The sequence below is a fragment of the Hydrogenophaga flava NBRC 102514 genome, from assembly GCF_001571145.1.
Classification (GTDB): Bacteria; Pseudomonadota; Gammaproteobacteria; order Burkholderiales; family Burkholderiaceae_C; genus Hydrogenophaga; species Hydrogenophaga flava.
Genome location: NZ_BCTF01000014.1, coordinates 56,734 through 82,599, shown reverse-complemented (window position 1 = coordinate 82,599; position 25,866 = coordinate 56,734). Strand labels below are relative to the sequence as shown.

The 25,866-nt window shown below is 68.2% G+C and carries 19 protein-coding genes; 11 read left to right on the top strand and 8 right to left on the bottom strand.

The window, feature by feature from the left end:
• Window positions 1–146: 146 nt before the first annotated feature.
• Genes dxs through xseB form a run of 3 tightly spaced genes read right to left on the bottom strand, consistent with a single transcriptional unit; the run spans window position 147 to window position 3,247 of the window.
• Window positions 147–2,042 (bottom strand): 1-deoxy-D-xylulose-5-phosphate synthase, encoded by a 1,896-nt coding sequence (gene dxs, locus HFL01S_RS13485; protein WP_066259282.1) that lies wholly within the window; start codon window positions 2,040–2,042, stop codon window positions 147–149.
• A gap of 36 nt (window positions 2,043–2,078) precedes the next feature.
• The gene (locus tag HFL01S_RS13480; RefSeq protein WP_066259278.1) at window positions 2,079–2,984 is read right to left on the bottom strand and encodes a polyprenyl synthetase family protein; all 906 of its coding nucleotides are present in this window, start codon (window positions 2,982–2,984) and stop codon (window positions 2,079–2,081) included.
• The gene (gene xseB, locus HFL01S_RS13475; RefSeq protein WP_066259276.1) at window positions 2,981–3,247 is read right to left on the bottom strand and encodes an exodeoxyribonuclease VII small subunit; all 267 of its coding nucleotides are present in this window, start codon (window positions 3,245–3,247) and stop codon (window positions 2,981–2,983) included. Before xseB ends, HFL01S_RS13480 begins: the two co-directional genes overlap by 4 nt.
• 270 nt (window positions 3,248–3,517) lie before the next feature.
• Between xseB and HFL01S_RS13470 the strand changes: the two genes are divergently transcribed.
• The 5 genes from HFL01S_RS13470 to HFL01S_RS13450 all read left to right on the top strand — a co-directional run bounded on the left by HFL01S_RS13470 (window position 3,518) and on the right by HFL01S_RS13450 (window position 11,674).
• Entirely contained in the window at window positions 3,518–4,669 is a 1,152-nt protein-coding gene (locus HFL01S_RS13470; protein ID WP_066259274.1) for an aromatic ring-hydroxylating oxygenase subunit alpha, read from the top strand.
• A gap of 6 nt (window positions 4,670–4,675) precedes the next feature.
• Window positions 4,676–5,566, top strand: coding sequence for a DMT family transporter (locus HFL01S_RS13465; protein ID WP_066259273.1), 891 nt, complete (start codon window positions 4,676–4,678; stop codon window positions 5,564–5,566).
• A gap of 86 nt (window positions 5,567–5,652) precedes the next feature.
• Complete coding sequence (locus HFL01S_RS13460) at window positions 5,653–6,522, top strand: sulfurtransferase (protein WP_066259271.1); 870 nt, start codon at window positions 5,653–5,655, stop codon at window positions 6,520–6,522.
• A 59-nt stretch (window positions 6,523–6,581) separates the two neighbouring features.
• A complete protein-coding gene (locus tag HFL01S_RS13455; RefSeq protein WP_066259270.1) occupies window positions 6,582–9,110 on the top strand; it encodes a PAS domain S-box protein in 2,529 nt (842 codons plus the stop codon).
• On the top strand, window positions 9,107–11,674 hold the full coding sequence (locus HFL01S_RS13450; protein WP_066259268.1) for a PAS domain S-box protein: 2,568 nt from the start codon (window positions 9,107–9,109) through the stop codon (window positions 11,672–11,674). Before HFL01S_RS13455 ends, HFL01S_RS13450 begins: the two co-directional genes overlap by 4 nt.
• Before the next feature lie 16 nt (window positions 11,675–11,690).
• Here the strand turns inward: HFL01S_RS13450 and HFL01S_RS13445 are convergent, their stop codons facing one another.
• Both HFL01S_RS13445 and HFL01S_RS13440 read right to left on the bottom strand, forming a co-directional pair.
• Entirely contained in the window at window positions 11,691–12,500 is an 810-nt protein-coding gene (locus tag HFL01S_RS13445; protein ID WP_066259265.1) for a ZIP family metal transporter, read from the bottom strand.
• Between the two features lie 65 nt (window positions 12,501–12,565).
• Window positions 12,566–13,465 (bottom strand): dienelactone hydrolase family protein, encoded by a 900-nt coding sequence (locus HFL01S_RS13440; RefSeq protein WP_066259263.1) that lies wholly within the window; start codon window positions 13,463–13,465, stop codon window positions 12,566–12,568.
• 82 nt (window positions 13,466–13,547) lie between these two features.
• On the opposite strand from HFL01S_RS13440, the gene HFL01S_RS13435 reads away from it, so the two are divergent.
• Window positions 13,548–15,107 carry an alkaline phosphatase D family protein gene (locus tag HFL01S_RS13435; RefSeq protein ID WP_066259261.1) on the top strand — a complete coding sequence of 520 codons (1,560 nt, stop codon included), beginning with the start codon at window positions 13,548–13,550 and terminating at the stop codon, window positions 15,105–15,107.
• Between the two features lie 12 nt (window positions 15,108–15,119).
• Here the strand turns inward: HFL01S_RS13435 and polA are convergent, their stop codons facing one another.
• Window positions 15,120–17,909, bottom strand: a complete 2,790-nt coding sequence (gene polA, locus HFL01S_RS13430; protein ID WP_066259259.1) for a DNA polymerase I — start codon at window positions 17,907–17,909, stop codon at window positions 15,120–15,122.
• A 66-nt stretch (window positions 17,910–17,975) separates the two neighbouring features.
• Here polA and HFL01S_RS13425 point away from each other — a divergent pair, with 66 nt between their 5' ends.
• The 4 genes from HFL01S_RS13425 to HFL01S_RS13410 all read left to right on the top strand — a co-directional run bounded on the left by HFL01S_RS13425 (window position 17,976) and on the right by HFL01S_RS13410 (window position 22,079).
• Window positions 17,976–18,308 (top strand): hypothetical protein, encoded by a 333-nt coding sequence (locus HFL01S_RS13425; protein ID WP_066259257.1) that lies wholly within the window; start codon window positions 17,976–17,978, stop codon window positions 18,306–18,308.
• 15 nt (window positions 18,309–18,323) lie between these two features.
• Entirely contained in the window at window positions 18,324–19,334 is a 1,011-nt protein-coding gene (locus HFL01S_RS13420) for a homoserine kinase (RefSeq protein WP_066259255.1), read from the top strand.
• A 10-nt stretch (window positions 19,335–19,344) separates the two neighbouring features.
• Window positions 19,345–20,115 (top strand): BPSS1780 family membrane protein, encoded by a 771-nt coding sequence (locus tag HFL01S_RS13415; protein WP_066259254.1) that lies wholly within the window; start codon window positions 19,345–19,347, stop codon window positions 20,113–20,115.
• An 83-nt stretch (window positions 20,116–20,198) separates the two neighbouring features.
• Entirely contained in the window at window positions 20,199–22,079 is a 1,881-nt protein-coding gene (locus HFL01S_RS13410) for a 5'-nucleotidase C-terminal domain-containing protein (protein ID WP_245644811.1), read from the top strand.
• A gap of 48 nt (window positions 22,080–22,127) precedes the next feature.
• On the opposite strand, the gene HFL01S_RS13405 is transcribed toward HFL01S_RS13410, so the two are convergent.
• A complete protein-coding gene (locus HFL01S_RS13405; protein WP_066259253.1) occupies window positions 22,128–23,369 on the bottom strand; it encodes a glycosyltransferase family 4 protein in 1,242 nt (413 codons plus the stop codon).
• A 154-nt stretch (window positions 23,370–23,523) separates the two neighbouring features.
• Between HFL01S_RS13405 and HFL01S_RS13400 the strand changes: the two genes are divergently transcribed.
• A complete protein-coding gene (locus HFL01S_RS13400) occupies window positions 23,524–24,126 on the top strand; it encodes a hypothetical protein (protein WP_066259251.1) in 603 nt (200 codons plus the stop codon).
• A gap of 29 nt (window positions 24,127–24,155) precedes the next feature.
• On the opposite strand, the gene HFL01S_RS13395 is transcribed toward HFL01S_RS13400, so the two are convergent.
• Complete coding sequence (locus tag HFL01S_RS13395; RefSeq protein WP_066259249.1) at window positions 24,156–25,817, bottom strand: aminotransferase class III-fold pyridoxal phosphate-dependent enzyme; 1,662 nt, start codon at window positions 25,815–25,817, stop codon at window positions 24,156–24,158.
• Window positions 25,818–25,866 lie beyond the last annotated feature (49 nt).

Genomic DNA, 25,866 nt, shown 5'->3' with positions numbered 1-25,866 from the left:
GCGCCCCCCCCCATCCTTGGGGGTTTTCCCTCGAAATCAGAGCAGGAATGTGAACGCCTTCAGGCTTTTGCAAGCTTGCTGCACCCAAAGCGGGCAGCGATGCGAAACGCCTCAAACAAGCCGTGAAATTCCTTCAATGCGATCGCTCAGGCGGCGGCCTTGAGAGCAGCGGAGCCACCAAGCAGGTCGGAAAAGCGCCGCCGGATGGACGACTCGATGCCGGCGGCGTCCAGCCCCACATTGGCCAGCAGCTTGGCGGGGTCGCCGTGCTCGATGAACTCGTCGGGCAGCCCCAGCTGCAGCACCGGCATCGACAGGCCCTCGGCCTGCAGGGCTTCCAGCACGGCACTGCCAGCCCCACCCATCACACAGCCCTCTTCCAGCGTGACCAGGGCCTGGTGGCTGCGGGCCATCTCGCGCAGCAGGTCGAGGTCCAGCGGCTTGGCCCAGCGCATATTGGCGACGCTGGCGCCGAGCGCCTCGGCAGCGGCGAGCGCAGGATGCAGCAAGGTGCCGAAGGCCAGGATGGCCACACCGTGGCCACGACGCCGGACCTCGCCCTTACCAAAGGGCAGCCCGTCCAGACTGGCCGGCACCGCCGCGCCCACGCCGGCACCGCGCGGGTACCGCACCGCCACGGGGTGGTCCTGTTGGTGGGCTGTCGAGAGCAGCTGGCGCGTTTCCGCCTCGTCCGATGGGCAGGCGATCGACATGTTGGGGATGCAGCGCAGGTAGGCGATGTCGTAGGCACCGGCGTGGGTCGCGCCATCGGCACCCACCAGGCCCGCGCGGTCCAGTGCGAACACCATGGGCAGTTTCTGCAGCGCCACGTCGTGGATGAGCTGGTCGTAGCCCCGCTGCAGGAAGGTGGAGTAGATCGCAACCACCGGCTTCATGCCTTCGCAGGCCAGCCCGGCGGCAAAGGTCACCGCGTGCTGCTCGGCGATGCCGACGTCGAAGTAGCGGCCCGGAAACTTCTGGTGGAACTCCACCATGCCCGAGCCTTCGCGCATGGCCGGGGTGATGCCCACCAGCTTGGGATCGGCAGCGGCCATGTCGCACAGCCACTGGCCGAAGACCTGGGTGAAGGTGGGTTTGGGCGGCGTGGACGGCTTGACCAGGCCGACGGCGGGATCGAACTTGCCGGGACCGTGGTAGGCCACCGGGTCGGCCTCGGCCAGCTTGTAGCCCTGGCCCTTCTTGGTGACCACGTGGAGGAACTGCGGCCCCGCACCGTTGTCCAGCAGATGCCGCACGTTCTCCAGCGTGGGGATGAGCGAGTCCAGGTCGTGCCCGTCGATGGGGCCGACGTAGTTGAAGCCGAACTTCTCGAACAGCGTGGCCGGCACCACCATGCCTTTGGCGTGCTCTTCCAGCCGCTTGGCCAGCTCGAACAACGGCGGTGCGCCCTTGAGCACGGTCTTGCCCACGTTCTTGGCGGCCGCGTAGAACTGGCCACTCATGAGCTGTGCCAGATAACGGTTGAGCGCGCCCACCGGCGGCGAGATCGACATGTCGTTGTCGTTGAGGATCACCAGCAGGCGGCCGTGTTCGACACCGGCGTTGTTCAGCGCCTCGAAGGCCATGCCCGCGGTCATGGCGCCGTCGCCAATGATGGCCACCGCGTGGCGGCTCTCGCCTTTCATCTTGGCGGCCAGTGCCATGCCCAGCGCCGCCGAGATGCTGGTGGACGAATGGGCGGTGCCGAAGGTGTCGTACTCGCTCTCGTCGCGGCGCGGAAAACCGCTGATGCCGCCCAGCTGGCGCAACGAGTGCATGCGGTCGCGCCGGCCGGTCAGGATCTTGTGCGGGTAGGTCTGGTGGCCCACGTCCCAGACCAGCCGGTCTTCCGGCGTGTTAAAGACGTAGTGCAGCGCCACCGTGAGCTCCACCGTGCCCAGGTTGGAACTGAGGTGCCCGCCGGTTTTCGAGACGCTCTGCAGCACGTGCTCACGCAGCTCGTCGGCCAGGGGGCGCAGCTGTGCGCGGGACAGGCGCCGCAGGTCGGCCGGGGATTCGATGGTGGACAGCAGTTTGCTCATGGGGCAGGTGTTTCGCTCAGGGGCGACGTTCCGGGTTCAGGATGCACGGCGGCCAACCCAGTCGGCCAGCGCATGCAGGGTGTCGGTGTAGGGCAAGGCACTGGCGGACAACGCCTGGTGCGCCTGGTCCAGCACAGCATCGGCGTAGGCCTGGGCCGCCTCCAGACCCATGAGCGACACAAACGTGGGCTTGTCGGCAGCAGCGTCCTTGCCTGCGGTCTTGCCCAGCGTGGCGGAGTCGGTGGTGACGTCCAGGATGTCATCGACCACCTGGAAGGCCAGGCCGATGCATGAACCGTAGGTGGACAGGTGTCGCGACACGGCGGGGTCAACGGCCGCAGTGGACGCGCCCATCATGACGCTGGCCTGCAGCAGGGCGCCGGTCTTGAGGCGGTGCATACCCTCCAGGGCCTTCTGGTCCAGCGCCACGCCGACGCTGGCGAGGTCGACAGCCTGCCCCCCGGCCATGCCGCTGGCGCCGGCCGCCGCGGCCAGCTGGCGGCACAGACGGGCCGACAGCGCCGCGGGCACCGAACCATCGTCGGGCACCAGCAACTCGAACGCCAGAGCTTGCAGGGCGTCGCCGGCCAGCAGGGCCTGCGCCTCGCCGTACTTGACGTGCACCGTGGGCTTGCCGCGCCGCAACACATCGTTGTCCATGCAGGGCATGTCGTCGTGGACCAGCGAGTACGCATGGATGAGTTCCACCGCACAGGCCGCCCGCATGGCCACCGCAGGGTCTCCCTGCGCGGCCTCGCAAGCCGCCAGCGCCAACAGCGGACGCAGGCGCTTGCCGCCGTCCAGCACCGCATAGCGCATGACCAGCCCCAGACCGGCCGGCGCATCGGCCGGTACCCAGTTCGACAGGGCCTGCTCCACGTGCTCCTGCTGGCGCACCCGCCAAGCCACAAACGCGGCGTTGTCCGACAGGCCCGCGCTCATTGGCCGTCCCAGGGTTTGGGCTCGCCGTTCTCGAGCACCTTGATCTGGCTCTCCACCGCCTCCAGCCGGGCGCGGCAGTAGGCGAGCAACTCGGCACCGCGCTGGTAGCGACCCAGCAGCTGGTCCAGCGGCAACTGCCCCGCGTCCAGCTGGGCGACCAGCTGCTCCAGCTCCTCCAGCGCGGCCTCGTAGCTGGCCGGGGTGGCAGGCGCTTCGGCCGAGCGGCTCGATCGGGTGGGCTTTGTGGGGGTCGGAGAGGTCATTCGCTGAGGTCGTTAGCGGGTGGCAAACACCCGACGCACACCCTGCGGACGGCAGGGCCAGCGCGCGATTTTATCCCTCGCCCCGGGCAATCTCCAGCCACCCCAGGACCCCGGAAGCGGCGGGGTACAATCCCGCCTCTTTTTTGTTCAACTGACGGGCCTCACACGCCCGGAGGGACGCAGCACTTCACCCATCCCGCGCAGATCGTTCACTCGCTCGAGCGCTTCACCCTGCCCCTTCATAGGGGGAGTCTTTAGGTCAAGACCACCATGTCTGATTTGAGTCTTCAATTGCAGCAGGCCGCAAGCCAATTGCCGGTTTCCAGCTACTTCGACGAGGCATTGTTCCGCAGGGAACTTGAAACGATCTTCCAGCACGGGCCCCGCTATGTGGGGCACGTGAACGCGGTTCCCGAGCTGGGCGACTACTTCGCCCTGCCACAGGAGGGTGAAGGACGCGCGCTGGTGCGCACCGCCAACGGTGTGGAACTCGTTTCCAGCATCTGCCGCCACCGCCAGGCCGTGATGCTCAAGGGCCGCGGCAACCTGGCCCAGAACGCCAAGGGTCACAGCGGCGGCCACATCGTCTGCCCCCTGCACCGCTGGACCTACAGCGGTGGCCAGTCGGCCAACAGCAAGCTGGGCACCCTGCTGGGCGCCCCGCATTTCTCGCACGACCCCTGCGCCGATCTCAAGCGATACCCGCTGCGCGAGTGGAACGGCCTGCTGTTCGAGGACAACGGCCGCGACATCGCCGCCGACCTCGCGAACATGGGGCCGGCGTCCACGCTCAGCTTCGAGGGCATGGTGCTGGGCCACGTCGAGCTGCACACCTGCAACTACAACTGGAAGACCTTCATCGAGGTCTATCTGGAGGACTACCACGTCGAGCCCTTCCACCCCGGTCTGGGCAACTTCGTGACCTGCGACGACCTGCAGTGGGAGTTCAAGCCCGAATACTCGGTGCAGACGGTGGGGATCCAGAACCTGCTCAAGTCCGGCAGCGCCACGTACCAGAAGTGGCACGAGGTGCTGATGCAGTACCGCAACGGCGAGCTGCCCGCGCAGGGCGCGGTGTGGCTGACCTACTACCCGCACATCATGGTGGAGTGGTACCCGCATGTGCTGACGGTCTCGACCCTGCACCCGCTGGGCGTGGACAAGACCCTGAACATGGTGGAGTTCTACTACCCCGAAGAGATCGCAGCCTTCGAACCCGGCTTCATGGAGGCGCAACGCGCGGCCTACATGGAGACCTGCATCGAGGACGACGAGATCGCCGAGCGCATGGACGCGGGCCGCAAGGCCCTGTACGAGCGCGGCGACAACGAGGTGGGGCCCTACCAGAGTCCGATGGAAGACGGCATGCAGCACTTCCACGAGTGGTACCGCAGCCGCCTCGGCGATGCACTGAAAGGCTGAGCCCCCATGCAGGCCCTCTGGATGCTGCTGGCATCCCTGTTTTTTGCCAGCATGGGGGTCTGCATCAAGTTCGCATCCGCGCACTTCAACAGCTTCGAGATCGTCACCTACCGGGGCGTGGTGGGGGTTGTCTTCCTCTACGGCTTCACGCGGTTCAGCGGCGTCTCGCTGCGCACCACGGTGCCCATGATGCACGTCTGGCGCAGCGTGGTGGGCACCATCTCGCTGACGGCCTGGTTCTATGCGATCGCCGTGCTGCCGCTGGCCACCGCGATGACGCTCAACTACATGAGCAGCGTCTGGATCGCCACCTTCCTGCTCGGCGGCGCCCTGCTGACCCAGGGCCGCAATGCCCCGGTCCGGCAACAGGCCCCGCTGTTCCTGACCGTGCTGGCGGGCTTCGGCGGCGTGGCGATGATGCTGCGCCCCACCCTGGCCCCCGACCAGATGCTGGGCGCGCTGGTCGGCCTGATGTCCGGCATCTTCGCGGCCTTCGCCTACCTGCAGGTGTCGGCGCTGAGCCGGGCGGGCGAGCCCGAGAGCCGCACGGTGTTCTATTTCTCCATCGGGGCTGTGGTCGCCGGCCTGATCGGCATGCTGTTCGTCGGAGCCACACCCTGGAGCTGGCCTTCCGCGCTGTGGCTGCTGCCCATCGGGCTGCTGGCGCTGGGCGGTCAGTTGTGCATGACCCGCGCCTACTCCAGCGGCGCCACCATGGTCGTGGCCAACCTCCAGTATTCGGGCATCGTGTTCGCCGGCATCTTCGGCCTGACGGTGTTCGGCGACCGGCTGCCCCTGATCGGCTGGGCCGGCATGGGCCTGATCATCGTCAGTGGCATTGCGGCCACTGTCTTGCGGGCACGCGCTGTGCCCCACGCGCCGGCAGAAGAGCACTGAATCCGTGCGCGCCTGCACGCGACGGGCGGGCCATTAGGACTTTGGTGTGATCGTCAGCGGTCCCGCTCTGCCGGAAAATCAGCCGCATGTACACCACCCTCATTTCTGCCGCGCAGCTGCGGCAACTCCTGGACGACCACCAGCCGGTGCTGGTGATGGACTGCAGCTTCGACCTGATGAACCCCGCCGCGGGGGGCCAGCAGTTCGAGGCCGCCCACATCCCCGGCGCGGTGCATGTGGACCTGGACGAGCACCTGAGCGACAAGACCGGATCCGACCGCGCCAGTGGCGGACGGCACCCCCTGCCCTCCCGTGAGACGGTTGCCCGGCGCCTGCAGACCCTTGGTCTGAACCCCGGTCAGCAGGTGGTGGCGATGGACCGGCAGGGCGCGAACTACTGCGGCCGGCTGTGGTGGATGCTCAAGTGGTGCGGGCACGAGGCTGTGGCGGTGCTGGACGGCGGGCTGGCCGCCTGGCAGGCGGCGGGCGGTGCGGTGGCCGAAGGCGCGTCGCCTGCGCCCCATCCCGGCCGGTTCGAACTGCAGCCCGCCCGCGCCGAAACGCTGGCGGCGCAGGACATCGCTCGCCGGCTGGGCCAGCCCGACCTCACACTGGTGGACGCGCGCGGCGCAGCCCGCTTCCGTGGCGAGGTCGAACCACTGGACCCGGTGGCGGGCCACATCCCCGGAGCGCGCAACCGGCCGTTCACCGAAAACATCGGCCCGGACGGTCGCTTCAAGCCCGCCACCGAACTGCGGGCCGACTTCGAGCGCCTGCTGGCGGGGCGCAACCCGGCTGCGGTGGTGCACCACTGTGGCAGCGGTGTGAGCGCCATCCCGAACCTTCTGGCCATGGAAATCGCCGGCTTCGGACGCACGGCCCTCTTTCCTGGCAGCTGGAGCGAGTGGTGCAACACCCCCGGCCTGCCCTGCGCCCGGAGTCAAGTTCCCGGCTGACGGGACGATAGGTCAGACACGTGTCTTTGCGCCAACCGATCCCTGAAACCCCGCACCGCGTGTCCAGCCCAACCCTCGAACCCACTTCCAATCCACTGCGGGCCATCGGTCTGCTGGTGGCCATTGCTGCCACCATCCTGGCCCCCCTGGTGTACCTGAGCAGCTCCAACCTGTCGGAGGCGATAGCGCCCACACTGATCGCGCTCTCCGCCTGGACGGTCCTGCTGCTGTTGCGCAGGGGGTACCAGCAGCTAGTGGCGCCCCTGCTGGTGACCGCGGTCCTGATCGCAGCGGTGATCGGCATCGTGGCCTTCGGTTCGGTGCGCACCGCCGCGAGCTTCCTGTTCGTGGCGGCGGTGGCTGGCGCCGGCATCTTCCTGCCAAGGCGCGCCCTGTTCCTGACGGTGGCGCTGAGCGTGGTCATCCTGGGCGTACTGACGTGGATGGAGTGGAAGGGCTGGTTCAGGACAGCCACCTTCAAGGTCGGATTCACGGTCTGGCTGACCTATGCCATGACCATGGTGGTGGTGGCGATCATGGTCTACCACAGCCGGACCCGGGCCCAGCAGGCGCTGGATCTGCAGAGCCGTGAGCTGGAACGGCGCATCCGCAGCGAGCAGGAACGGGACCAGAGCCTGGAGCGGTTCACCCGGATCTTCCGCAACAGCCCCAGCCCGATGATCGCGCAGTCGGCCCGCAACGGCCTGATCCTGGACGTCAACCCGGCCTTCGAACGCTGCTACGGACGCAGCCGCGAAGACGTGCTCGGCTGCAGCGATGAGATGCTCTGGGCAGAGCCAGAGCAGCGAGCCCGCTACCTGGAACAGCTGTTCGCCAGCCGCCGGGCGGACCAGACCCTCGTCAAGGGCCTCAGGGTCGATGGCAGCCGCTTCGATGCGCTCATCACCAGCGAGATGGGCGACGACCCACAGGACCGGCTGATCATCACCACGGTCACCGACATCACCGAGCAGAACGCCACCCTCGAACGCCTGCGTCGCTCGGAGGAGCGCTTTGCCAAGGCCTTCAACTTCAGTCCGATGAACCTGGCGATCACCCGCCTGTCCGACGGACTGATCCTGGAGGTCAACAGGGCAGGTGTCATCTCCGAAGGCATGAGTGCAAACTATCTGCGCGGCAGGAGCACGCTGGACAGCGGTGTCTGGCTCACGCCGGCCCACCGGCAGGCCTACGTCGATCAGCTCAAGCGCGACGGCCGCGTGCTGGCCTACGAGAGCCAGATGCGCAACAGGGATGGCAAGCCGGTCGATGTGCGGCTGTGGGCGGTGCTGATCGACATCGAAGGGGAAGAGTGCATCCTGTCGTCCACGGTGAACGTCTCGGAAGAGAAGCGGCGCGAGGCCTTGCTGTTGAGCGTGGCCCGTGGCATGACCGGCGAGGTCGGTGAAGCCTTCTTCGATGCGCTGGTGCGACACGCTGCCCCCGCCCTCAAGGCCGATCTGGTGGTGGTCAGCGAACTGCTCCCGGACCAACTGGTCCAAACGCTGGCGGTGTGCAGAGATGGCAGCTCGTTGCCCAACTTCACCTACTCACCGCAAGACACTCCCTGCAACGAAACCCTGTCGCGGTACGACCTGTGCGTCTACGAGCAGGGCGTGGACACGGCATTTCCTGCCGAACGTTCACGGACCGGCGTGCACGCAAGCGCCTATGTCGGTCAGAGCCTGCGGGACCAGGACGGCACCGCCATAGGCGTGCTGAAGGCCATGTGGCGCCAGCCCATCACGCTCACCGCCGAGATGCGGGCACTGATGTCGATCTTTGCGAGCCGGGCCACGGCCGAACTGATGCGGCTGCGGCGCGAGCGCGAAATCCAGCAGCTCAACGCCACGCTGGAGCAGCGGGTGCTGTCGCGCACCGCCGAGTTGCAGAAGCTCAACGCGGAGCTCGACTCGTTCGCGTACTCGGTGTCGCACGACCTGAAGTCGCCGTTGCGTGCGATCGACGGCTTCACGAGCCTGCTGAGCGAACAGCTGCAGGGGCGGCTGACCGCCGACGAGGAACAGCTGCTGGACCGCGTGCTGGCGTCGACCCACCGCATGAGCACCCTGATCGCCGACATGCTGGCGCTGGCCCGGGTGAGCCAGGGCAAGATGGCGCTGGGCATGGCCAACCTGAGCGAGATCGCCGAACAGGTGATGCAGGCAGAACAGGCCAAGCACCCGGACAGGCCTCTTGCGTGGCGCATCGAACCTGGCCTGGTCAGCGTCTGCGACGCCCGGCTGGCGCGCATCGCCCTGGACAACCTGCTGGGCAACGCGGTCAAGTACACCAGGGACCAGCCGCAGCCGCTGATCGAGATGGGACGGTGCAAGGACGGTGACCCGGACCGCACGAGCTTCTTCGTGCGGGACAACGGCGTCGGCTTCAACATGGCCTACGCGGACAAGCTGTTCAAGCCCTTCCAGCGGCTGCACGGCCCCAGCGAGTTCGAAGGCACAGGCATCGGCCTGGCCACGGTGCGCCGCATCGTGGACCGGCATGGCGGCCAGATCCAGGGCGTCGGCAAGCCCGGTGAAGGCGCCGAGTTCCGCTTCTCCCTGACGTCAGCTTCTGCACACAGATGAACGCGCCCCTCCACCTTCCCGCCGTCGAAACAACCGAACAGCCGCTGAATCTGCAGCGCTACCAGGAACGCTCGCTGCTGGCACTGCTGCTGTGCATCGGGGTCGCCGGTCCGCTGGTGGCTTTTGGCGTCTATCTGCGGGACGGTCTGGTGGCACTGACCTGGGTGGCCATCGGACTCTCTCTGATCGACTACCTGCTGCTGGGCCTGTACGCCACGCGCCTGCGCACACTGGTGGCACCCATGCTGGTGTATGCCATGATCTTCGCCTCGGGCGCCGCCATCGTGGCCCATGGCACGGTGCGCAGCATGGCCACGCTGGTCATGATCGCCGCGGTGGTCGGGGCCGGGGTCTTCCTCTCCCGCCGGAACATGCTCATCAGCGGTGCGCTGGGCATCACCATCCTCGGGGTGCTCAACGTCGCAGAAAACCTGCACCTGATCACAGCGCCGGAGACCCCCACCGGCTGGGCCGTGTGGATCTCACAGACCGCCATCCTCATCAGCCTGATGATCACGGTCAACCTCGGTCGGCGGCGCATGCTGGACGCCTATCGCAGCCAGAACCTGGCGCTGGAGCACGGCCGGGAGGTAGAACGCCTGCTGCGCCTGAGCCAGGGCCGGTTCCAGGCCCTGTTCCGCAGCACACCGGCGGCCTGCCTGGTGCAGTCGATGGACACACTGGACGTGATCGACGTGAACCAGGCGTTCGAGGCACTGTTCGGCCACACGCACAACGATCTGGTGGGGAGCCGACCACCCCGTCTGTGGGCGGACACAGAGGAGTACGCCGAGTTCCGTCGCTGCATCGACTCCGACGGCAGGGTCAGCGGCCTGAGAGCCAAGGCGCAGCGCAAGGACGGCACGGTCTTCCACGCCCATGTGTACGCAGAGGTGACCCAGAGCGCCACCGAACGGCTGCTGATCGCGGTGGTGTTCGACATGTCGGCCGAAGTGGCCTCGCGCCGTGAACTGGAGATCTCGCGCGAGCGCTTCTCGAAGGCATTCAACTTCAGCCCGCTGGGCATGACCATCACCCGACTGAGCGACGGCCGCTTCGTCGAGGTCAACCCCGCCAACGAGCGGGTGCTGGGCTGGACGCAGGAGGACTTCACCGGCAAGACTTCGATGGAGGCGGGCGTCTGGGTATCCGAGACCGACCGCAACCACTATGTGGGCACACTTCGGCGCGACGGCCGTCTGCAGGCATACGAGACCCGGATGCGTACCAAGGCAGGCACCATCGTGCCCGTGAGGGTGTGGGCAGAGATCATCGAGATCGACAATGAGCCTTGCGCCCTGTCCTTCACCCTGAACGTGGACGAAGAAAAGCGGCGCGAGGCCATGCTGCTGAATGTGGCCGAGGGTGTCTCGGGCGACACGGGCGAGGCCTTCTTCCGCTCGCTGGTCGAGCACCTGGCCAACGCCATCGGCGCCGACGGCGTCATGGTGGGAGAGGTGGACGCCCAGAAGCAGCTGCACACCCTGGCGCTGGTGTGGGACGGCCGGCTGCTCCCCAACAGCACCCACCCGCTGCACCAGACCCTCTGCGAACAGGCTCTGCTGCAGACGACACTGCTGCGTGTCGACAGCCCCAGCCCTGCCCACATGAACATGGTGCCGCCGTTTTCGGAAGTGCCTCTCCAGTCCGTTCTGGGCCTGCCGCTGCACGACGGAGATGGCTCCGTGGTGGGCCTGCTCACCGCCGTCTGGCGCCAGCGGCCGCCGCCGAACGCCCAGCTGGACGCGCTGCTGACCATCTTCGCCAGCCGCTGCAACGCCGAACTGCAACGGCTGCGCCGCGACCGCGAGATCCACAAACTGAACGACACGCTGGAGCAGCGTGTGGCGGCGCGCACCGCCCAGCTTCAGTACCTCAACCGCGAGCTGGACTCGTTCGCCTACTCCGTCTCGCACGACCTGAAGTCGCCGCTGCGCTCCATCGACGGCTTCAGCCACCTGCTGCGCGAGCAGATGGCCGAGCGCATGACCGCAGAGGACATCGACCTGTTCGAACGCATTGAGGGCTCGGTCCAGCGCATGAACAGCCTGATCACCGATCTGCTGGCGCTGGCGCGGGTGAGCCAGGGCACCCTGCAGCGCATGAACACCAATCTCAGCGAGCTGGCGCACGACGTGATCCGCCAGGAGCGCCACCGCGATCCGACGCGCGAGGTGGAGGTGGAGATCGAAGACGGCCTCTATGCCGACTGCGACCCGCGCATGGCGCAGATCGTGCTAGAGAACCTGCTGGGCAACGCCTGGAAATACACCCGCCAGACCGCAGGTGCCCGCATCAGTCTCACCCGCGCCGAGCCGGCGACCCCGGGTGCGCCGGTGTTCTGCATCCGCGACAACGGTGCGGGCTTCGACATGGCGCGGGCCGAACGCCTGTTCAAGGCCTTCAACCGGCTGCACACCAGCAGCGAGTTCGAAGGCTCTGGCATCGGGCTGGCCACGGTCCGGCGCATTCTGGAGCGCCACGGCGGCCACATCTGGGGCGAAGGCGCGGTGGGCCAGGGCGCCCGTTTCGAGTTCTGTTTCGGCAGCGAGGCGACCAGCTGAGGCCGCTGGCTGCGACTCAGTGGGCGTGCGCCATCCCGCTGACCAGGGTCACCAGGGCAATACCCGCCAGCAGCCAGGCGATCTGGGCCACCGTCGCGCGCAGACCCAGCCGCTTCTGCAGCTGGGGAATCAGGTCGGCCAGCGCCACATAGACAAAGCTGCTGGAGGCAGCGACCAGGAAGTACGGCAGCCAGTCTTCGAGCTGGCCCAGCAGCAGGTAACCCACCAGCCCGCCCAGCGCCGTCACCGTGCCGGCCAGCGACACCTTCACCAGGGCGGCGCGGCGCGTGCCCGAGGTCTGCTGCAGCACCACCAGGTCGCCCATGTGGTGCGGCACCTCGTGCGCCAGCACCGCCAGCGCGGTCACCGCACCCAGCCGCAGGTCGGCCACAAACGCCGAAGCAATCAGGATGCCGTCGCCGAAGGCGTGCACGCTGTCGCCGGCCAGCACCGTCCAGCCACCGGAACGAGCGCCGTGCCCATGGTCATGACCCTGGACGTGCGCATGCGCGTGGTCATGGCCGTTATCGTGGTGATCCCCGCCATGGTGGTGTTCGTGGCCGTGGTGCCACAGCTCGGCCTTGTCCAGCAGGAAGAAGAACACCAGACCACCCAGCAGCAGGGAGAAGAGTTCGTGCGCGCCCGCCTGACTCTCGAACGCCTCGGGCAGCAGGTGCATGAAGGCGGTGGCCAGCAGCGCACCCGCGGCCAGGCTCAGCATGTGCTGCGTGAACCGCGCCAGCACCCCCATGCCCAGCGCCGCGGCCAGCCACACGCTGCCCACCCCCGCCGCCACGGTGCCCAACAGGATCGCAATCAGGGTCATGAAATGTCGTCAACCAAAAAGAAAGGGCCGCACAGGCGGCCCGGGGGTGGGGTCTGCAGGCAGCGTCAGGCGACGCCGTGCTGCTGGAACCAGGCCAGCGCCCGCTTCCAGCCGTCTTCGGCCGGCTCCTTGCGGAAACTCGGCCGGTAGTCGGCGTGGAAGGCGTGCGGCGCATCCGGGTACACCACAAAGCTCGACGCCTTGGCCGCCGCATTGCCGGCCGCCAAAGCAGCTTTCATCTTATCAACCGTGTCAAGCGGAATGCCGGTGTCGGCCGCGCCGTAGAGGCCCAGCACCGGGCCGTTCAGGCCGGCCGCCACATCCACCGGGTGCTTCGGGTTGAGCTCGCTGGTCTGGCCGACCAGCCGGCCGTACCAGGCCACGCCGGCCTTCACCGCCGGGTTGTGCGCGGCGTACAGCCAGACCTGGCGCCCGCCCCAGCAGAAACCGGTCAGGCCCAGCTTCTTCGCATCGCCACCGTTGGCCGCGGCCCACTTCACCGTGGCGTCCAGATCGGCCATCACCTGGGCGTCCGGCACCTTCGAGATCACCTCGGCGATCAGCTTGGCCATCTCGCCGTAGCTCTGGGCGTCGCCCTGGCGCACGAACAGCTCCGGCGCGATGGCCAGAAAGCCGGCCTTGGCAAACCGGCGCGCGGTGTCGGCGATGTACTCGTGCACGCCGAAGATCTCGGACAGCACCAGCACCACCGGCAGCCCGGTCTTGCCGGCCGGCGCCGCGCGGTAGGCGGGCATCTTGAAGCCGTTGACATCGATCATCACCTCGCCTGCGGTCAGCCCGTCGGCAGATGTCTTGATCGCCGTCTGCGCCATCACCGGCAGCACCGAGGCGGCGTAGCCCACGCCCAGTGCGGCCTTGAGTGCGGTGCGGCGGGTGGCATGACCCTGCGACGCCTTCGCGTCGAGCAGGGCCTGGCTGTCGGTGATCAGGTCGGTGTTGAGCATCGGTGTCTCCTGGGTGTGGCTGAAAAGGGGATGCGGCGTGCGCAGGTCGGGCACACAATGGCGCGCATCGGAGGACAGCGCCATGACCCTGACCGGACCCATTCTGCAGTTTCTCGGATGCCAGGGCGGCGTCTGGGGTTTGAGCCTGATGATCGTCTGCGACGCCACCGATCCGCAGCCGGCGCTGCGCCTGAACGTGCCGGCCGAGCTGGTCAGCGGCACCAGCGGGCCGGTGCCCGGCCTGGACGCCACCGCCTGGCGCTTCGACATCGCGGTGCGGCAGACCGCCAGCGCCCAGCGCATCGGCTACCGGCTGGCGGGCCACAGCCACAGCTTCCAGGTGCCTGCCCTGGGCGCCACGCCCAGCATGGCCTACGTGTCGTGCAATGGGTTCTCCGACGCGCGCACCCGCAAGACCATGAAGAACGCCAACGCCCTCTGGGCCCGCATGGGCCACCTGCACGAGCAGCAGGAGCGCGTCGACGGCATCCCGGCCGGGCCGCTGGAGCTGCTGCTCATGGGCGGTGACCAGATCTACAGCGACGACATCTGGGCCACCGTGCCCGAGCTGCGGGACTGGACCGAGGTCGAGTGGTTCACCCGCACCCACATGGCTTTCAGCGACAGCCTGCGGGCCGCGCTGCAGACCCGTTTCGCCGAGTTCTACCTGGAACGCTGGAACCAGCCCGAGACCGCCGCGCTGCTGGCCTCGGTGCCCAGCGTGATGATGTGGGACGACCACGACATCATCGATGGCTGGGGATCACACCCGGGCGAGCTGCACGGCAGCCCCGTGTTCCAGGGCCTGTTCGAGATCGCCCGCTCTGCGTTCGAACTGTTCCAGCGCCAGATGCTGGGTGCACCGCCGCCTGCCACCCTGCCCGCCCAGACCGCACACAACAGCGCCTACCGCTTCGGCAGCACCGGCCTGCTGGTGCTCGACCTGCGCAGCGAGCGCCGGCCGCGCAGCGAAAGCACCGACGCCGCAGGACGCAAGACCGTGCTGGCCGACCAGGTGATGAGCCCGGCCAGCTGGAGCGCCGTCTACGCCTGGCTCGACGCCCAGCTGGCCGCCGGTGACCTGCGGCACTTGCTGGTGATAAGCAGCATCCCGGTGATGCACCCCAGCTTCGAGCAGCTGGAGAAGATGCTCGGCGCCCTGCCGGCCATCGAGGAACTGGAAGACGACCTGCGCGACCACTGGACCAGCCCACCCCACCAGGCCGAACGCCTGCGCCTGGTGCACCGGCTGCTGGACGCCAGCGCGCGCGGCCTGCGGGTCACCGTGCTCTCGGGCGACGTGCACGTGGCCGCCATCGGCGTGATCGAGTCGGACCGCAGCGACCTCTCGCCCGAGGCGCGCGGCCTGACCCAGCTCACCAGCAGCGGCGTGACCCACCCGCCGCCGGCTGGCGTGGCGCGCTACTTCCTCGAAGAGGCCTGCAAGCAGACCGAGACCCTGGAGCCTGGGCTGACCGGCCAGATGGTGGAGTTCCCGACCGCCCGGCGCCGGCTGATCGGCTGCCGCAACTTCATGACCCTGCAGACCGATGCGCCTGGGGGCGCGGACCGCCTGTGGGTCAACTTGTGGGCGGAAGGCATCGACCACCCGTACACGAAGGTGGTGCTGCCGGTGGGCTGAGGCCGCGGGCACTCAGTGCGCTTGTTCCCAGTTCGGCCCCACGCCCACCTCGGCCAGCAGCGGCACCTTGAGCTGCGCCACACCCGCCATCAGGCGCGGGATCTCGGTGCGCAGCCAGTCCACCTCGGCCTCGGGCACCTCGAACACCAGTTCGTCGTGCACCTGCATGATCATCTTCGTGCCCTTGCCCTGGTCGTCCAGCGCCTTCTGCACCGCCACCATGGCCAGCTTGATGAGGTCGGCCGCCGTGCCCTGCATGGGCGCGTTGATGGCCTGGCGCTCCAGCGCGGCCAGCTTGGCGCCCTTGGCGTTCTTGATGTCGGGCAGCACCAGCTTGCGGCCGAACGCGGTTTCCACGTAGCCCTGCTCCTTGGCGAGCGCGCGCGTGTCGTCCATGTACTGCTTGACGCCGGCAAAGCGCGCGAAATAGCGGTCTATATAGGTCTTGGCGGCGGCGTTCTCGATGCCCAGCGACTTGGCCAGGCCAAACGTCCCCATGCCGTAGATGAGGCCGAAGTTGATGGTCTTGGCGTAGCGGCGCTGCTCGTTGCTGACCTCGGCCGGCGTGATGCCGAACACCTCGGCCGCGGTGGCTCGGTGCACGTCCTGCCCTTCCTGGAAGGCGCGCAGCAGGGCCGCATCGTCACTGAGATGGGCCATGATGCGCAGCTCGATCTGCGAGTAGTCGGCGCTGGCAATCACGTGCCCCAGCGCGGCGACGAAGGCCTCGCGCACCTTGCGGCCTTCGGCGGTGCGGATGGGGATGTTCTGCAGGTTGGGGTCGTTGCTGGACAGGCGCCCGGTCACGGCCACGGCCTGCGCGTAGTGGGTGTGCACACGGCCGGTGCGCGGCAGCGCCAGCTGGGCCAGCTTGTCGGTGTAGGTGCCCTTGAGCTTGATGAGGCTGCGGTGCTCCAGGATCTTCGCCGGCAGCGGGTAGTCCTCGGCCAGTTTTTCCAGCACCTCTTCGTCGGTGCTGCGCGCGCCTGTGGCGGTCTTCTTGATGACGGGCAGGCCCAGCTTGTCGAAGAAAATCTCGCCCAGTTGCTTGGGGCTGCTGAGGTTGAAGGGCTGGCCAGCGATTTCGTAGGCCTCCTGCTCCAGCGCGAAGATGCGCTGCCCCAGTTCGTGGCTCTGTTTGGCCAGCGTGGGCGCGTCGATCAGCACGCCGTTGCGTTCGATGCGGTAGAGGGTTTCGCTGCTCGCGATTTCGAGTTCGTAGATGAACTTCAGCTTGGCGTCGGCTTCGATCTGCGGCCACAGGGCGCGGTGCACGTCCAGGGTCTGGTCGCTGTCTTCGCAGGAGTATTCGGCGGCCTTGGCCACATCGACTTGCGCGAACGGGATCTGGTGCGCGCCCTTGCCGCACAGGTCTTCGTACTGGATGCCGCTGCGGCCCAGGTGGCGCTCGGCCAGGCTGGACAGGCCGTGCGGCTTGTGCACTTCCAGCACATAGCTCTGCAGCATGGTGTCGTGCGCGTAGCCCTGCACCTCGATGCCGTGGTTAGCGAACACGTGGCGGTCGTACTTGATGTGTTGTCCGAGCTTGTGCTTGGCCGGGTTTTCCAGCCAGGGCTTGAGCTTGGCGAGCACCTCGTCGAACGGCAACTGCCCGGGCGCGTCCGGCCCCTCGTGTTTGAGCGGGATGTAGGCGGCTTCGCCCGGGGTGACACTGAAACTGATGCCCACGATCTGCGCCACCATTTCGTCCAGCGACGTGGTCTCGGTGTCGATGGCGGTCAGGTCGGCGGCCTCGATCTTCGCCAGCCAGGCATCGAACGCCTCCCAGGTGAGGATGGTGTCGTAGGCCAGGGTGCTGGCGCGCGGTGCGGCGGCGGCCGGTTCGGCAAACAAGTCATCGGTGCCGCCCGGCGCTGCAACGGGCGCGGCAGCCGGTGCCGCCGCCTCGCCGCCACCCAGCGCCTTGGCCAGGCCCTTGAAGCCGTAGGTTTCGTAGAACGTGCGCAGCGGCGCCTTCTGCGGTTCGCCCATGCGCACCGCGTCCAGTGCCGGCAGCCCCGGCACCCAGCCGTTGAGGTCGCAATCCGTCTTGATGGTCAGCAGCTGGCGCCCCGTGGGCAGCCAGTCCAGCGCCTTGCGCAGCTTCTCGCCCACGGCGCCCTTGACCTGGTCCGCCTGAGCGATCAGCTGGTCGATAGACCCGTATTCCTGCAGCAGCTTCACGGCCGTCTTGGGGCCCACCCCCTGCACGCCGGGCACGTTGTCCACCGTGTCGCCCACCAGCATCTGGTAGTCCAGCATCAGGCGCGCGGGCACGCCGAACTCGGCCTCCACCCCGGCCAGGTCACGCACCTTGCCGCTCATGGTGTCGATGATGGTGATGTGTTCGTTCACCAGCTGCGCCAGGTCCTTGTCGCCGCTGCTGATCAGCACCTCGATGCCCTGCTGCGCCGCCGTGACGGCGAGCGTGCCGATCACGTCGTCGGCCTCGACGCCGGGCACGTCCAGCACCGGCCAGCCCGAGAGGCGCACCACCTCGTGGATCGGCGTGATCTGGCTGCGCAGGTCGTCAGGCATGGGGCTGCGCTGGGCCTTGTACTCAGGGTAGAGGGCATCGCGGAAGGTCGGGCCCTTGGCGTCGAAGACGCAGGCTGCGTAGGTCGACGGGTAGTCGTTCAGCAGCTTCTGCATCATGTTGATGATGATGCGGATGGCGCCAGTCTTCTGCACCGTGCCGTCTGGAAGGGTGGTGCTCATGGCGTCGCCGCCGGCGAAGAAGGCGCGGTAGAGGTAGCTGGAGCCGTCGACCAGCAGCAGGCGCGGGGTGGTTTGTTCGGACATGGGGGCGATTGTCGGGGATGGCCGGGCAGCAGCGGCGACAGGGCCGGTCCGTGCCTACAATGCGGCATGCGCGCCCCAACCCTGCTCCGATCCCTCCCGCTGGCCCTCGCCATTGCCGCGTCCCTGCCCGTGCTGGCCCAGACCGGCACCCCGGCGCCCACACCGGCCGAACAGCCCCGTCTGCCGGCGGGCGAAGCCAAGGTGATCGAACGCATCACGCACGAAGACGCCGGCTCCCGCATCGACGAGGTGCGCATCGGCGGCCAGACCCGCAGCATCGACGTGCAGCCCAAGAACGGCGCCCCGGCCTATGAAATTGCCCCCCAGAGCGGCTCGGACCTGCCCACCGAAGGCCAGGGCAGCAGCGGCCGCAGCCGCTGGCGCCTTCTGAGCTTCTGATCCTTTCCCGTTTCCATGGCCGTTTACACCGAAGTCCCGCAGGACGAAGCCGCTGCGCTGCTGCGCGAACTCCAACTGGGTGAGCTCACCGCCTTGCGCGGCATCCAGGGGGGCATTGAAAACACCAACTACTTCGCCACCACGGTGCTGGACGGCGTCGAGACCGAACACGTGCTCACGGTGTTCGAGCGCCTGGGCTTCGAACAGCTGCCGTATTACCTGCGGCTGATGAAGCACCTGGCGCAAAAGGGCATCCCGGTGCCCGAACCCGCCGCCAAACCCAAGGGCGAGATCCTGCACAGGCTGCAGGGCAAGCCCGCAGCCGTGGTCAACAAGCTGGCCGGGCACAGCGAACTGCGGCCCTCGGTGGTGCACTGCGAGGCGGTGGGCGCCATGCTCGCCCGCATGCACCTGGCCGGCCAGGACTTCGCCATGCAGCAGCCCAACCTGCGCGGCCTGGCCTGGTGGAACGAGACGGTGCCGGTGGTGCTGCCCCACCTGAGCGACGACCAGGCCATCCTGATCCGCAGCGAGCGGGCCTACCAGAACCACGTGGCCGCGCAGCCCGCGTTCAAGGCGCTGCCCCATGGCCCGGTGCACGCCGACCTGTTCCGCGACAACGTGATGTTCGACGGCGACCGCCTCTGCGGTTTCTTCGACTTCTACTTCGCCGGCAACGACAGCTGGCTGTTCGACCTGGCGGTGACGCTGAACGACTGGTGCATCTTCCACGGCGACGAGGCGGCCGACGGCCTGCACGACGAGAGCCGCGCGCACGCCATGCTGGCGGCCTACCAGTCGGTGCGCCCGCTGACGGCGGCCGAACGCCAGCTGCTGCCCGCCATGCTGCGCGCTGGCGCGCTGCGCTTCTGGCTCTCGCGGCTGTGGGACTGGCACCTGCCGCGCGAGGCAGCGATGCTCAAGCCGCACGACCCGGGCCATTTCGAGCGCGTGCTGCGCGAACGCGTGCGCCAGGCCCGCGAGCTGGCGGACTCGCTGCGCGACGCCGGCGGCGTGCCCGCCTGAAGGCCGTGCCATGAAACTGCGCACCGTGCCCGCTTCCACCGGCCTGCAGTGGGTGCGGCTGGGCGTCAAGACCTTCCTGCGGCAACCGCCGGCCATGTCGGGCCTGTTCTTCATGTTCATGGCGGTGGTGTCGGTGCTGGCCCTTGTGCCCTTCCTCGGCACCGCCCTGGCCACCCTGCTGACCCCGGCGGTCAACCTGGGCCTGATGTCGGCCTCGCGCGAGGCCGAGGCCGGGCGGTTCCCGATGCCCAAGCAGCTGGTCACCGCCCTCCGTGGCGGCCCCGCCAAGACCCGGGGCATGCTCACCCTGGGCGGTCTGTACGGCCTGGGGCTGCTGGTGATCCTGCTGCTGGTGGGCCTGATGGAAGGCAACCCCGAGGGCGCCGCCACCATGACCGCCGAGGAGGCCATGCGCAGCATGGTCACCAGTCCGGCACTGTGGTTCGGCCTGGCGGCCATGATGCCGCTGCAAATGCTGTTCTGGCACGCGCCCGCCCTGCTCTTCTGGCACGACGTGCCACCGGTCAAGAGCCTGTTCTTCAGCCTCATGGCCAGCTGGGCCAACAAGGGCGCGCTGCTGGTGTTCCTGCTCGGCTGGACCGGGCTGTTCGTGGCCTTCAGCGTGTCCCTGAGTCTGCTCAGTGCCCTGCTCGGCGGCGCAGACGCCGCGGGCCTGATCGTCTACCCGGCGGTGCTCTTCATGGCCTCGATGTTCTTCACATCGATCTGGTTCACGTTCCGCGACAGCTTCGACGCAGAAGAGACCCCAGTCGAGGTCTGACCCCGCCCCTCGTGCCCGTTTCACAGGCCCGTCACCAAGCCCACGCACGATCCGGCTTTCATCTCATCCACGAGGAGAAAGCCTTGAATGCACATCCCCTGAGGCGCAGCCTGGTCGCACTGTGCGCGGGTCTGGCACTGACCCTATCGGCCTGTGGTGGAGGCGAGTCCGAAACCACACCCAAGACCGGCCAGCCCCGTTTCCCCGCCATCGACCTGACGCTGGCACACATCAACGACCACCACTCGCAGCTCGACCCGTTCACGGACACCGAGCTGCAGATCGACGGGGTGGCCACCCGCGTCGACTTGGGTGGCTTTCCCCGGGTCACCGCGGCCTTCAAGGCCTATGAAAAGCGCAAGGACGTGATTCGGCTGCACGCGGGCGACGCCGTCACCGGCTCGCTGTACTTCATGCTGTTCAAGGGCGAGGCCGACGCCGAGCTGATGAACACAGTCTGCTTCGACGCCTTCGCGCTGGGCAACCACGAGTTCGATGACGGCGACGCTGGCCTCAAAGTGTTTCTGGACCACCTGCGCAGCGGCACCTGCCAGACCCCGGTGCTGGCGGCCAACGTGCAGCCGGCTATCGGCACGCCGCTGGCACCCAAGACGGTGAACGACTACATCCAGCCCTTCACCATCAAGAGCATCCAGGGGGTGAAGGTGGCCGTCATCGGCATCGACATCAAGGGCAAAACCACCAATTCCTCGCGCCCTCTCGCCACCACGGTGTTCGAGGACGAGGTCGTCGCCGCCCAGCGCACCATCGACGCGCTCAAGAAGCGTGGCCTGCGCCACTTCGTGCTGCTGACCCACCAGGGCTACGAAGCCGACCGGGCGATGGCTGCGCAGCTGACCGACGTGGACGCCATCGTTGGCGGCGACTCGCACACGCTGCTGGGCGACTTCCAGTCCTTCGGCCTCGCCAGCTCGGGCGCCTACCCGACCATCGTCACGAACAAGGACGGCAAGAAGGTCTGCATCGGCCAGGCCTGGGAGTACAGCAAGGCCATCGGCGAGCTGAAGCTCTCGTTCAACCGCAGCGGCGAGGTAACCGCCTGCGGCGGCCAGGCCTCGCTGCTGGTAGGCTCAGTCTTCAAGCGCCAGGACGCCGCTGGCGCCTGGGTGGCGGTGGACGACACCACCCGAACACAGCTGCTGGAGCGCCTGAATGGCTCGGCGCTGAAGGTGACCGAGCCGGATGCCGCCGCCGCCGCCGTGCTGGCGGGCTACTCGTCGCAGGTGGAGGCGCGCAAGGCCGAGATCATCGGCGATGCATCCGAGGCGCTGTGCCTGGTGCGCGTGCCCGGCGAGTCGACCAACCGCTCGGGCGGCGTGGCGGGCTGCGAGGCCGCCAACACCCTGGCGCGCGGCAGCGACGCCGCCCAGGTGGTGGCCGAGGCCTTCCTGGCCGGCAGCCTGGCGGCCGACGTGGCGGTGCAGAACGCCGGTGGCGTGCGCATCGCAGTCCCAGCTGGTCCGCTGAGCATGAACACCGCCTTCACCCTGTTGCCCTTCACCAATGTGCTGGTGGAGCTGCGCCTGACCGGCCAGCAGGTGGTGGCCGTGCTGGAGGACTCGGTGTCCAACCACCTGGACGCTGCCCAGTCCAGTGGCTCCCACCCCTATGCGGCCGGCCTGCGCTGGGACCTGGACATGAGCCAGCCGCGCGGCTCACGCTTTGGCAATGTGCAGGTGCGCAACCGCAGCACCGGCGCCTGGTCGCCCATCGAGCCGATGCGGCTGTACACCGTGGTCACCAACGACTTCATCGCCAGCGGACGCGACGGCTACGCCACCTTCGGCGCGGTCTTTGCCACCGGCGCCTATGTCAACAACTACCTGCTCTACACGCAGACCTTCGTGGACCATGTGCGCACGCTCGGCACCGTGAGCCGCCCGGCGGCGGCGGACTATTCGCACCAGTCGGTGACGACCGCCGCCGGACTGCGACTGCCCTGACCCTGCCGGCACCGCGGGCCGGTCGCAAGACCGGTCCCGGCATGGCCGTCAGAAGGCCGGCAGCGGCGCCGCCGCCACCCTCAGGGTGCTCCCGCTGCGGTGGCGCTCCAAGGCCTGGAGAAACAGGGCCTCGACCTGCAGCGTGATCCGCTGCCAGTCCAGCGGCTCCACCGATGCCCGCGCATGCTGCCCGGCCAGTGCGACGCGGTCGGGCGCCCGGGCGAGATCAACCGCCGTCTGCACGTAGGCGCGGTGGTTGCCAGGGGCCACCGTCCACCCGTTGTGGCCCGGCTGCACCCACTCCGCCGCCGCGGCGCAGGCGTAGGCCAGCACCGGCAAGCCGCTGGCCAGGGCCTCCAGGGTCACGTTGCCGAAAGTCTCGGTGAGGCTGGGAAACAGCAGCAGGTCGGCCGAGGCGTAGCTGCGCGCCAGCTCGGCCTGGGTCTGCGAGCCCATGAACCGCGCCTGGGGGCAGCGCCGCTCCAGCGCATCGCGCATCGGCCCGTCACCCACGAACACCAGGCGCACGCCTTCATGCTCCGCCTGCATGGCCTCGAAAGTCTCCAGCACCAGGTCGAGGTTCTTCTCGGGCGCCAGGCGCCCGACCACCAGCAGCACCAGGTCGCCGGGGCCGGCGCCCCAGTGCGCCCGCAGCGTGTTGTCGTGCAGGCCGGGGTCGAAGAGCCGGGTGTCGACGCCGCGCGCCACCACCTGCAGCCGCTCGAAACCTTGTGACAGCAGCTCGGCACACAGGGCGCGGGTAGGCACCATGGTGCACAGGGTCTGGTTGTGGAACTTGCGCAGATAGGCCGCGATCGGCCGGCGCAGCCAGCCCAGGCCGTAGTGCTGGCTGTAGCTGTGGAAGTTGGTGCGGAAGTCGGACGTGACCGGGATGCGCAGCTGCCGCGCCGCCTTTAGCGCCGACCAGCCCAGAGGGCCCTCGGTGGCGATGTGGATCAGGTCCGGGCGCTGCAGCGACCACGAGGCCATCAGCGCCTTGCGGCCCGGCAGCCCGAGCTTGAGCTGGGGATAGCGCGGGATCGGCATACCGCGCATCAGCTTCTCCTCGAACCCGATGTCGCGCGCGCCGTGGTCACCGCTGGCCTGCCGGGGCCGCACCAGCTGCACCTGGTGGTTTCGTTCGCACAGGCCCTGCACCAGCCGCGACAGCGTCAGCGCCACGCCATTGACCTCAGGCGGCCAGGTCTCGGTGACCACCGCCAGCCGCAGCGAGGGGTGCGCCGCGGGGAAGTCCTGCAGCAGGATGTCTTGGAAGTCGGGTGTCTTCATGCGCCAATGGTCCGCATGGGGCGCAACAGATTTGTGACAGCGCGCCCGCCGATGTGACCGCGGGAAGACCGAACCGTGAAGCCCCGGTGTTGTCACCGCGATTTCACGCAATCGCGACACGATGCGCGCACCCCAAACCCTTGCAGGAGCCCGCATGACCGCGTTTTTCGACGCCCTGAAGACCCAGCGCTGGGACGACCACCGCTACTACCACCACAACCGCATCAACCAGACGCTGCACTTCATCAGCGCGGTCAGCTTCGTGGTGGCCTACGGGTGGCTGTTCATCGATCCGGTGGTCTCGGCGCTGATCGGCTGGCTGGTGTCGATGACGACGCGGCAGTCCGGCCACTTCTTCTTCGAACCCTTGGGCTACGACCATGTGAACCAGGTCACCAACGAATACAAGGAAGAGGTCAAGGTGGGCTACAACCTGCGCCGCAAGGTGGTGCTGATCGCCATCTGGGCTGCGGTGCCGCTGGCGCTGCTGGCCAGCCCCGACCTGATGGGCCTGATCGAGCCGCACACCGACTGGACGGGCTATGTGCGCGACGTGGGCGCCGCCTGGCTGGCCCTTGGCGTGGCCGGGCTGCTGTTCCGCACCGTGCACCTGTTCTTCATCCGCGACGTGCAGACCGGCCTGGTGTGGATGACCAAGATCCTGACCGACCCGTTCCACGACATCAAGCTCTATCACCGGGCCCCGCTGCAGCTGCTGCGCGGCGAGCTGTACGACCCTGCGCACGGCCGCGCCTGACACGGTCCGCGCGGGTGTCGCCCTTCTCTTCAAGCGCCCTGGCGGCGCCCCAGGGCGGTGGCGATCAGCTCGCGCAGGATGCCGCGACGGATGCCCCGGTTGCTCTGACCCGCCACCGGCGCCCACCAGCCCTGCTCGCGCATGTCGCGACCGGCGCGCACGAACTTCTCCAGCACGGCGTCGAAGTCGGCGTCGCTAAAGTTCAGGCTGAAGATCAGCCGGCCCGTGCCCACCCAGCTCAGCGCCACACCGTGCCAGCGCAACAGGTACTGCAGCATCCAGTTGTAGCGCGAGGGCTCGGTGTAGTTGATGGTCCAGATGCTGTGCAGGTTCGCGGCGCGCATGGGCAGGCCTTCGCGCTCCATGGTGTCGTTGAAGCGCCGGGCCCGTTCGTTCCAGCGCGCGTCCTGCCCCTCGTAAACCGCCCGCACCTCGGGCGTCTGCAGACGCTCCAGGAACACCGACATGCCGCCCATCACCTGCGGGTGCGCGTTGAAGGTGCCGCGCGCCAGGCAGAGATCGGCCGGCCGGTCGGCGCGAAAGCGCTGCATCAGCTCGTGTCGCCCGCAGACCACGCCCACCGGGTAGCCGCCGGCGAGCGTCTTGCCGTAGGTGACCATGTCGGCCTTCACGCCGAAGTATTCCTGCGCGCCGCCCGGCGCGAGCCGGAAGCCGAGAAACACCTCGTCGAAGATCAGCACGATGCCGCGCTCGGTGCAGACCTCGCGCAGCCGCTGCAGCCAGGCGGTGTAGGCGGCGCGGTCGAACTGCGCCTGCCGGCCGCTGTCCACCAGGGCCGAGTCGGCCGGTGGCACGCGGTTGGGGTGCAGCGCCTGCAGCGGGTTGACCAGCACGCAGGCGATGTCGCGGCGCGTGCGCAGCACCTGCAGGCTGCGTTCGCTCATGTCGGCCAGGGTGTAGGTCTCGCGCGGCGGCAGCGGGTTGCCGGGGCCGGGCTGCACGTCCTCCCACCAGCCGTGGTAGGCGCCGGGAAAGCGCACCAGGTGACGCTTGCGGGTGTGGAAGCGCGCCAGCCGCACCGCCTGCATCACCGCCTCGGTGCCGGACATGTGAAACGAGACCTCGTCCATGCCCGATATCTCGCGCAGGCGCTGGATGTTGCCCGCCACGCAGGGGTGGTAGGCGCCGAGCACCAGCCCGAGGTCCTGCACGCGGGCCGCGCCTTCGGCCATGCAGGCCCTGTAGAAGTCCACGCCGAACACGTTGACGCCGTAAGAACCGGTGAGGTCGTGGAAGCGAAAGCCGTCCAGGTCGGTCAGCGTCACGCCGTCGGCCGACTGCACGAAGGCGCCGACCTTGAGCCGCTCGCTCACGATGGGGCTGAACTGGAAGGGCACGCGGTAGCGGCCGGTGAACTGCAGGTCGGCGAGGCCTTCGCGGGCCTGCGCCGTCATCGCCAGCGTCTTCGGGTGGCGGCTGGCCAGGCCCGCGGCGAGCGCCTCGAAGGCCGCGCGGCGCTGGGCCACGACGTCCGGCGCTGCGCCGTCGCAGGCGAAGAACTCGGTCTCGTCGTAGGCGTAGCCGGGCAGCCAGCGCGCCAGCCGCTTGGCCATGCGCGAGTGCCCGGCCAGGGACCGGTGCTTGGCGCGCGAGAGGTCGATCCGGCGCTTGATCATCGGCGCCGCGAGGGCGAGCGCGCCCGCCGGCAGGGCGATTTCCAACAAAGACATGGGTTCAGGCTCCAGTGGGGGTGTCGGCCCTGTTTCTATTTCAGCCGCG

Excerpts from the sequence above, each read along its gene's own strand:
- HFL01S_RS13480 (WP_066259278.1), bottom strand. The coding sequence starts at position 2,984 with ATGAGCGCGGGCCTGTCGGACAACGCCGCGTTTGTGGCTTGGCGGGTG.
- HFL01S_RS13470 (WP_066259274.1), top strand. The coding sequence starts at position 3,518 with ATGTCTGATTTGAGTCTTCAATTGCAGCAGGCCGCAAGCCAATTGCCG.
- dxs (WP_066259282.1), bottom strand. The coding sequence starts at position 2,042 with ATGAGCAAACTGCTGTCCACCATCGAATCCCCGGCCGACCTGCGGCGC.
- HFL01S_RS13400 (WP_066259251.1), top strand. The coding sequence starts at position 23,524 with ATGACCGCGTTTTTCGACGCCCTGAAGACCCAGCGCTGGGACGACCAC.
- HFL01S_RS13450 (WP_066259268.1), top strand. The coding sequence starts at position 9,107 with ATGAACGCGCCCCTCCACCTTCCCGCCGTCGAAACAACCGAACAGCCG.
- HFL01S_RS13395 (WP_066259249.1), bottom strand. The coding sequence starts at position 25,817 with ATGTCTTTGTTGGAAATCGCCCTGCCGGCGGGCGCGCTCGCCCTCGCG.
- polA (WP_066259259.1), bottom strand. The coding sequence starts at position 17,909 with ATGTCCGAACAAACCACCCCGCGCCTGCTGCTGGTCGACGGCTCCAGC.
- HFL01S_RS13420 (WP_066259255.1), top strand. The coding sequence starts at position 18,324 with ATGGCCGTTTACACCGAAGTCCCGCAGGACGAAGCCGCTGCGCTGCTG.
- HFL01S_RS13465 (WP_066259273.1), top strand. The coding sequence starts at position 4,676 with ATGCAGGCCCTCTGGATGCTGCTGGCATCCCTGTTTTTTGCCAGCATG.
- HFL01S_RS13425 (WP_066259257.1), top strand. The coding sequence starts at position 17,976 with ATGCGCGCCCCAACCCTGCTCCGATCCCTCCCGCTGGCCCTCGCCATT.
- xseB (WP_066259276.1), bottom strand. The coding sequence starts at position 3,247 with ATGACCTCTCCGACCCCCACAAAGCCCACCCGATCGAGCCGCTCGGCC.
- HFL01S_RS13445 (WP_066259265.1), bottom strand. The coding sequence starts at position 12,500 with ATGACCCTGATTGCGATCCTGTTGGGCACCGTGGCGGCGGGGGTGGGC.
- HFL01S_RS13440 (WP_066259263.1), bottom strand. The coding sequence starts at position 13,465 with ATGCTCAACACCGACCTGATCACCGACAGCCAGGCCCTGCTCGACGCG.
- HFL01S_RS13405 (WP_066259253.1), bottom strand. The coding sequence starts at position 23,369 with ATGAAGACACCCGACTTCCAAGACATCCTGCTGCAGGACTTCCCCGCG.
- HFL01S_RS13460 (WP_066259271.1), top strand. The coding sequence starts at position 5,653 with ATGTACACCACCCTCATTTCTGCCGCGCAGCTGCGGCAACTCCTGGAC.
- HFL01S_RS13435 (WP_066259261.1), top strand. The coding sequence starts at position 13,548 with ATGACCCTGACCGGACCCATTCTGCAGTTTCTCGGATGCCAGGGCGGC.
- HFL01S_RS13415 (WP_066259254.1), top strand. The coding sequence starts at position 19,345 with ATGAAACTGCGCACCGTGCCCGCTTCCACCGGCCTGCAGTGGGTGCGG.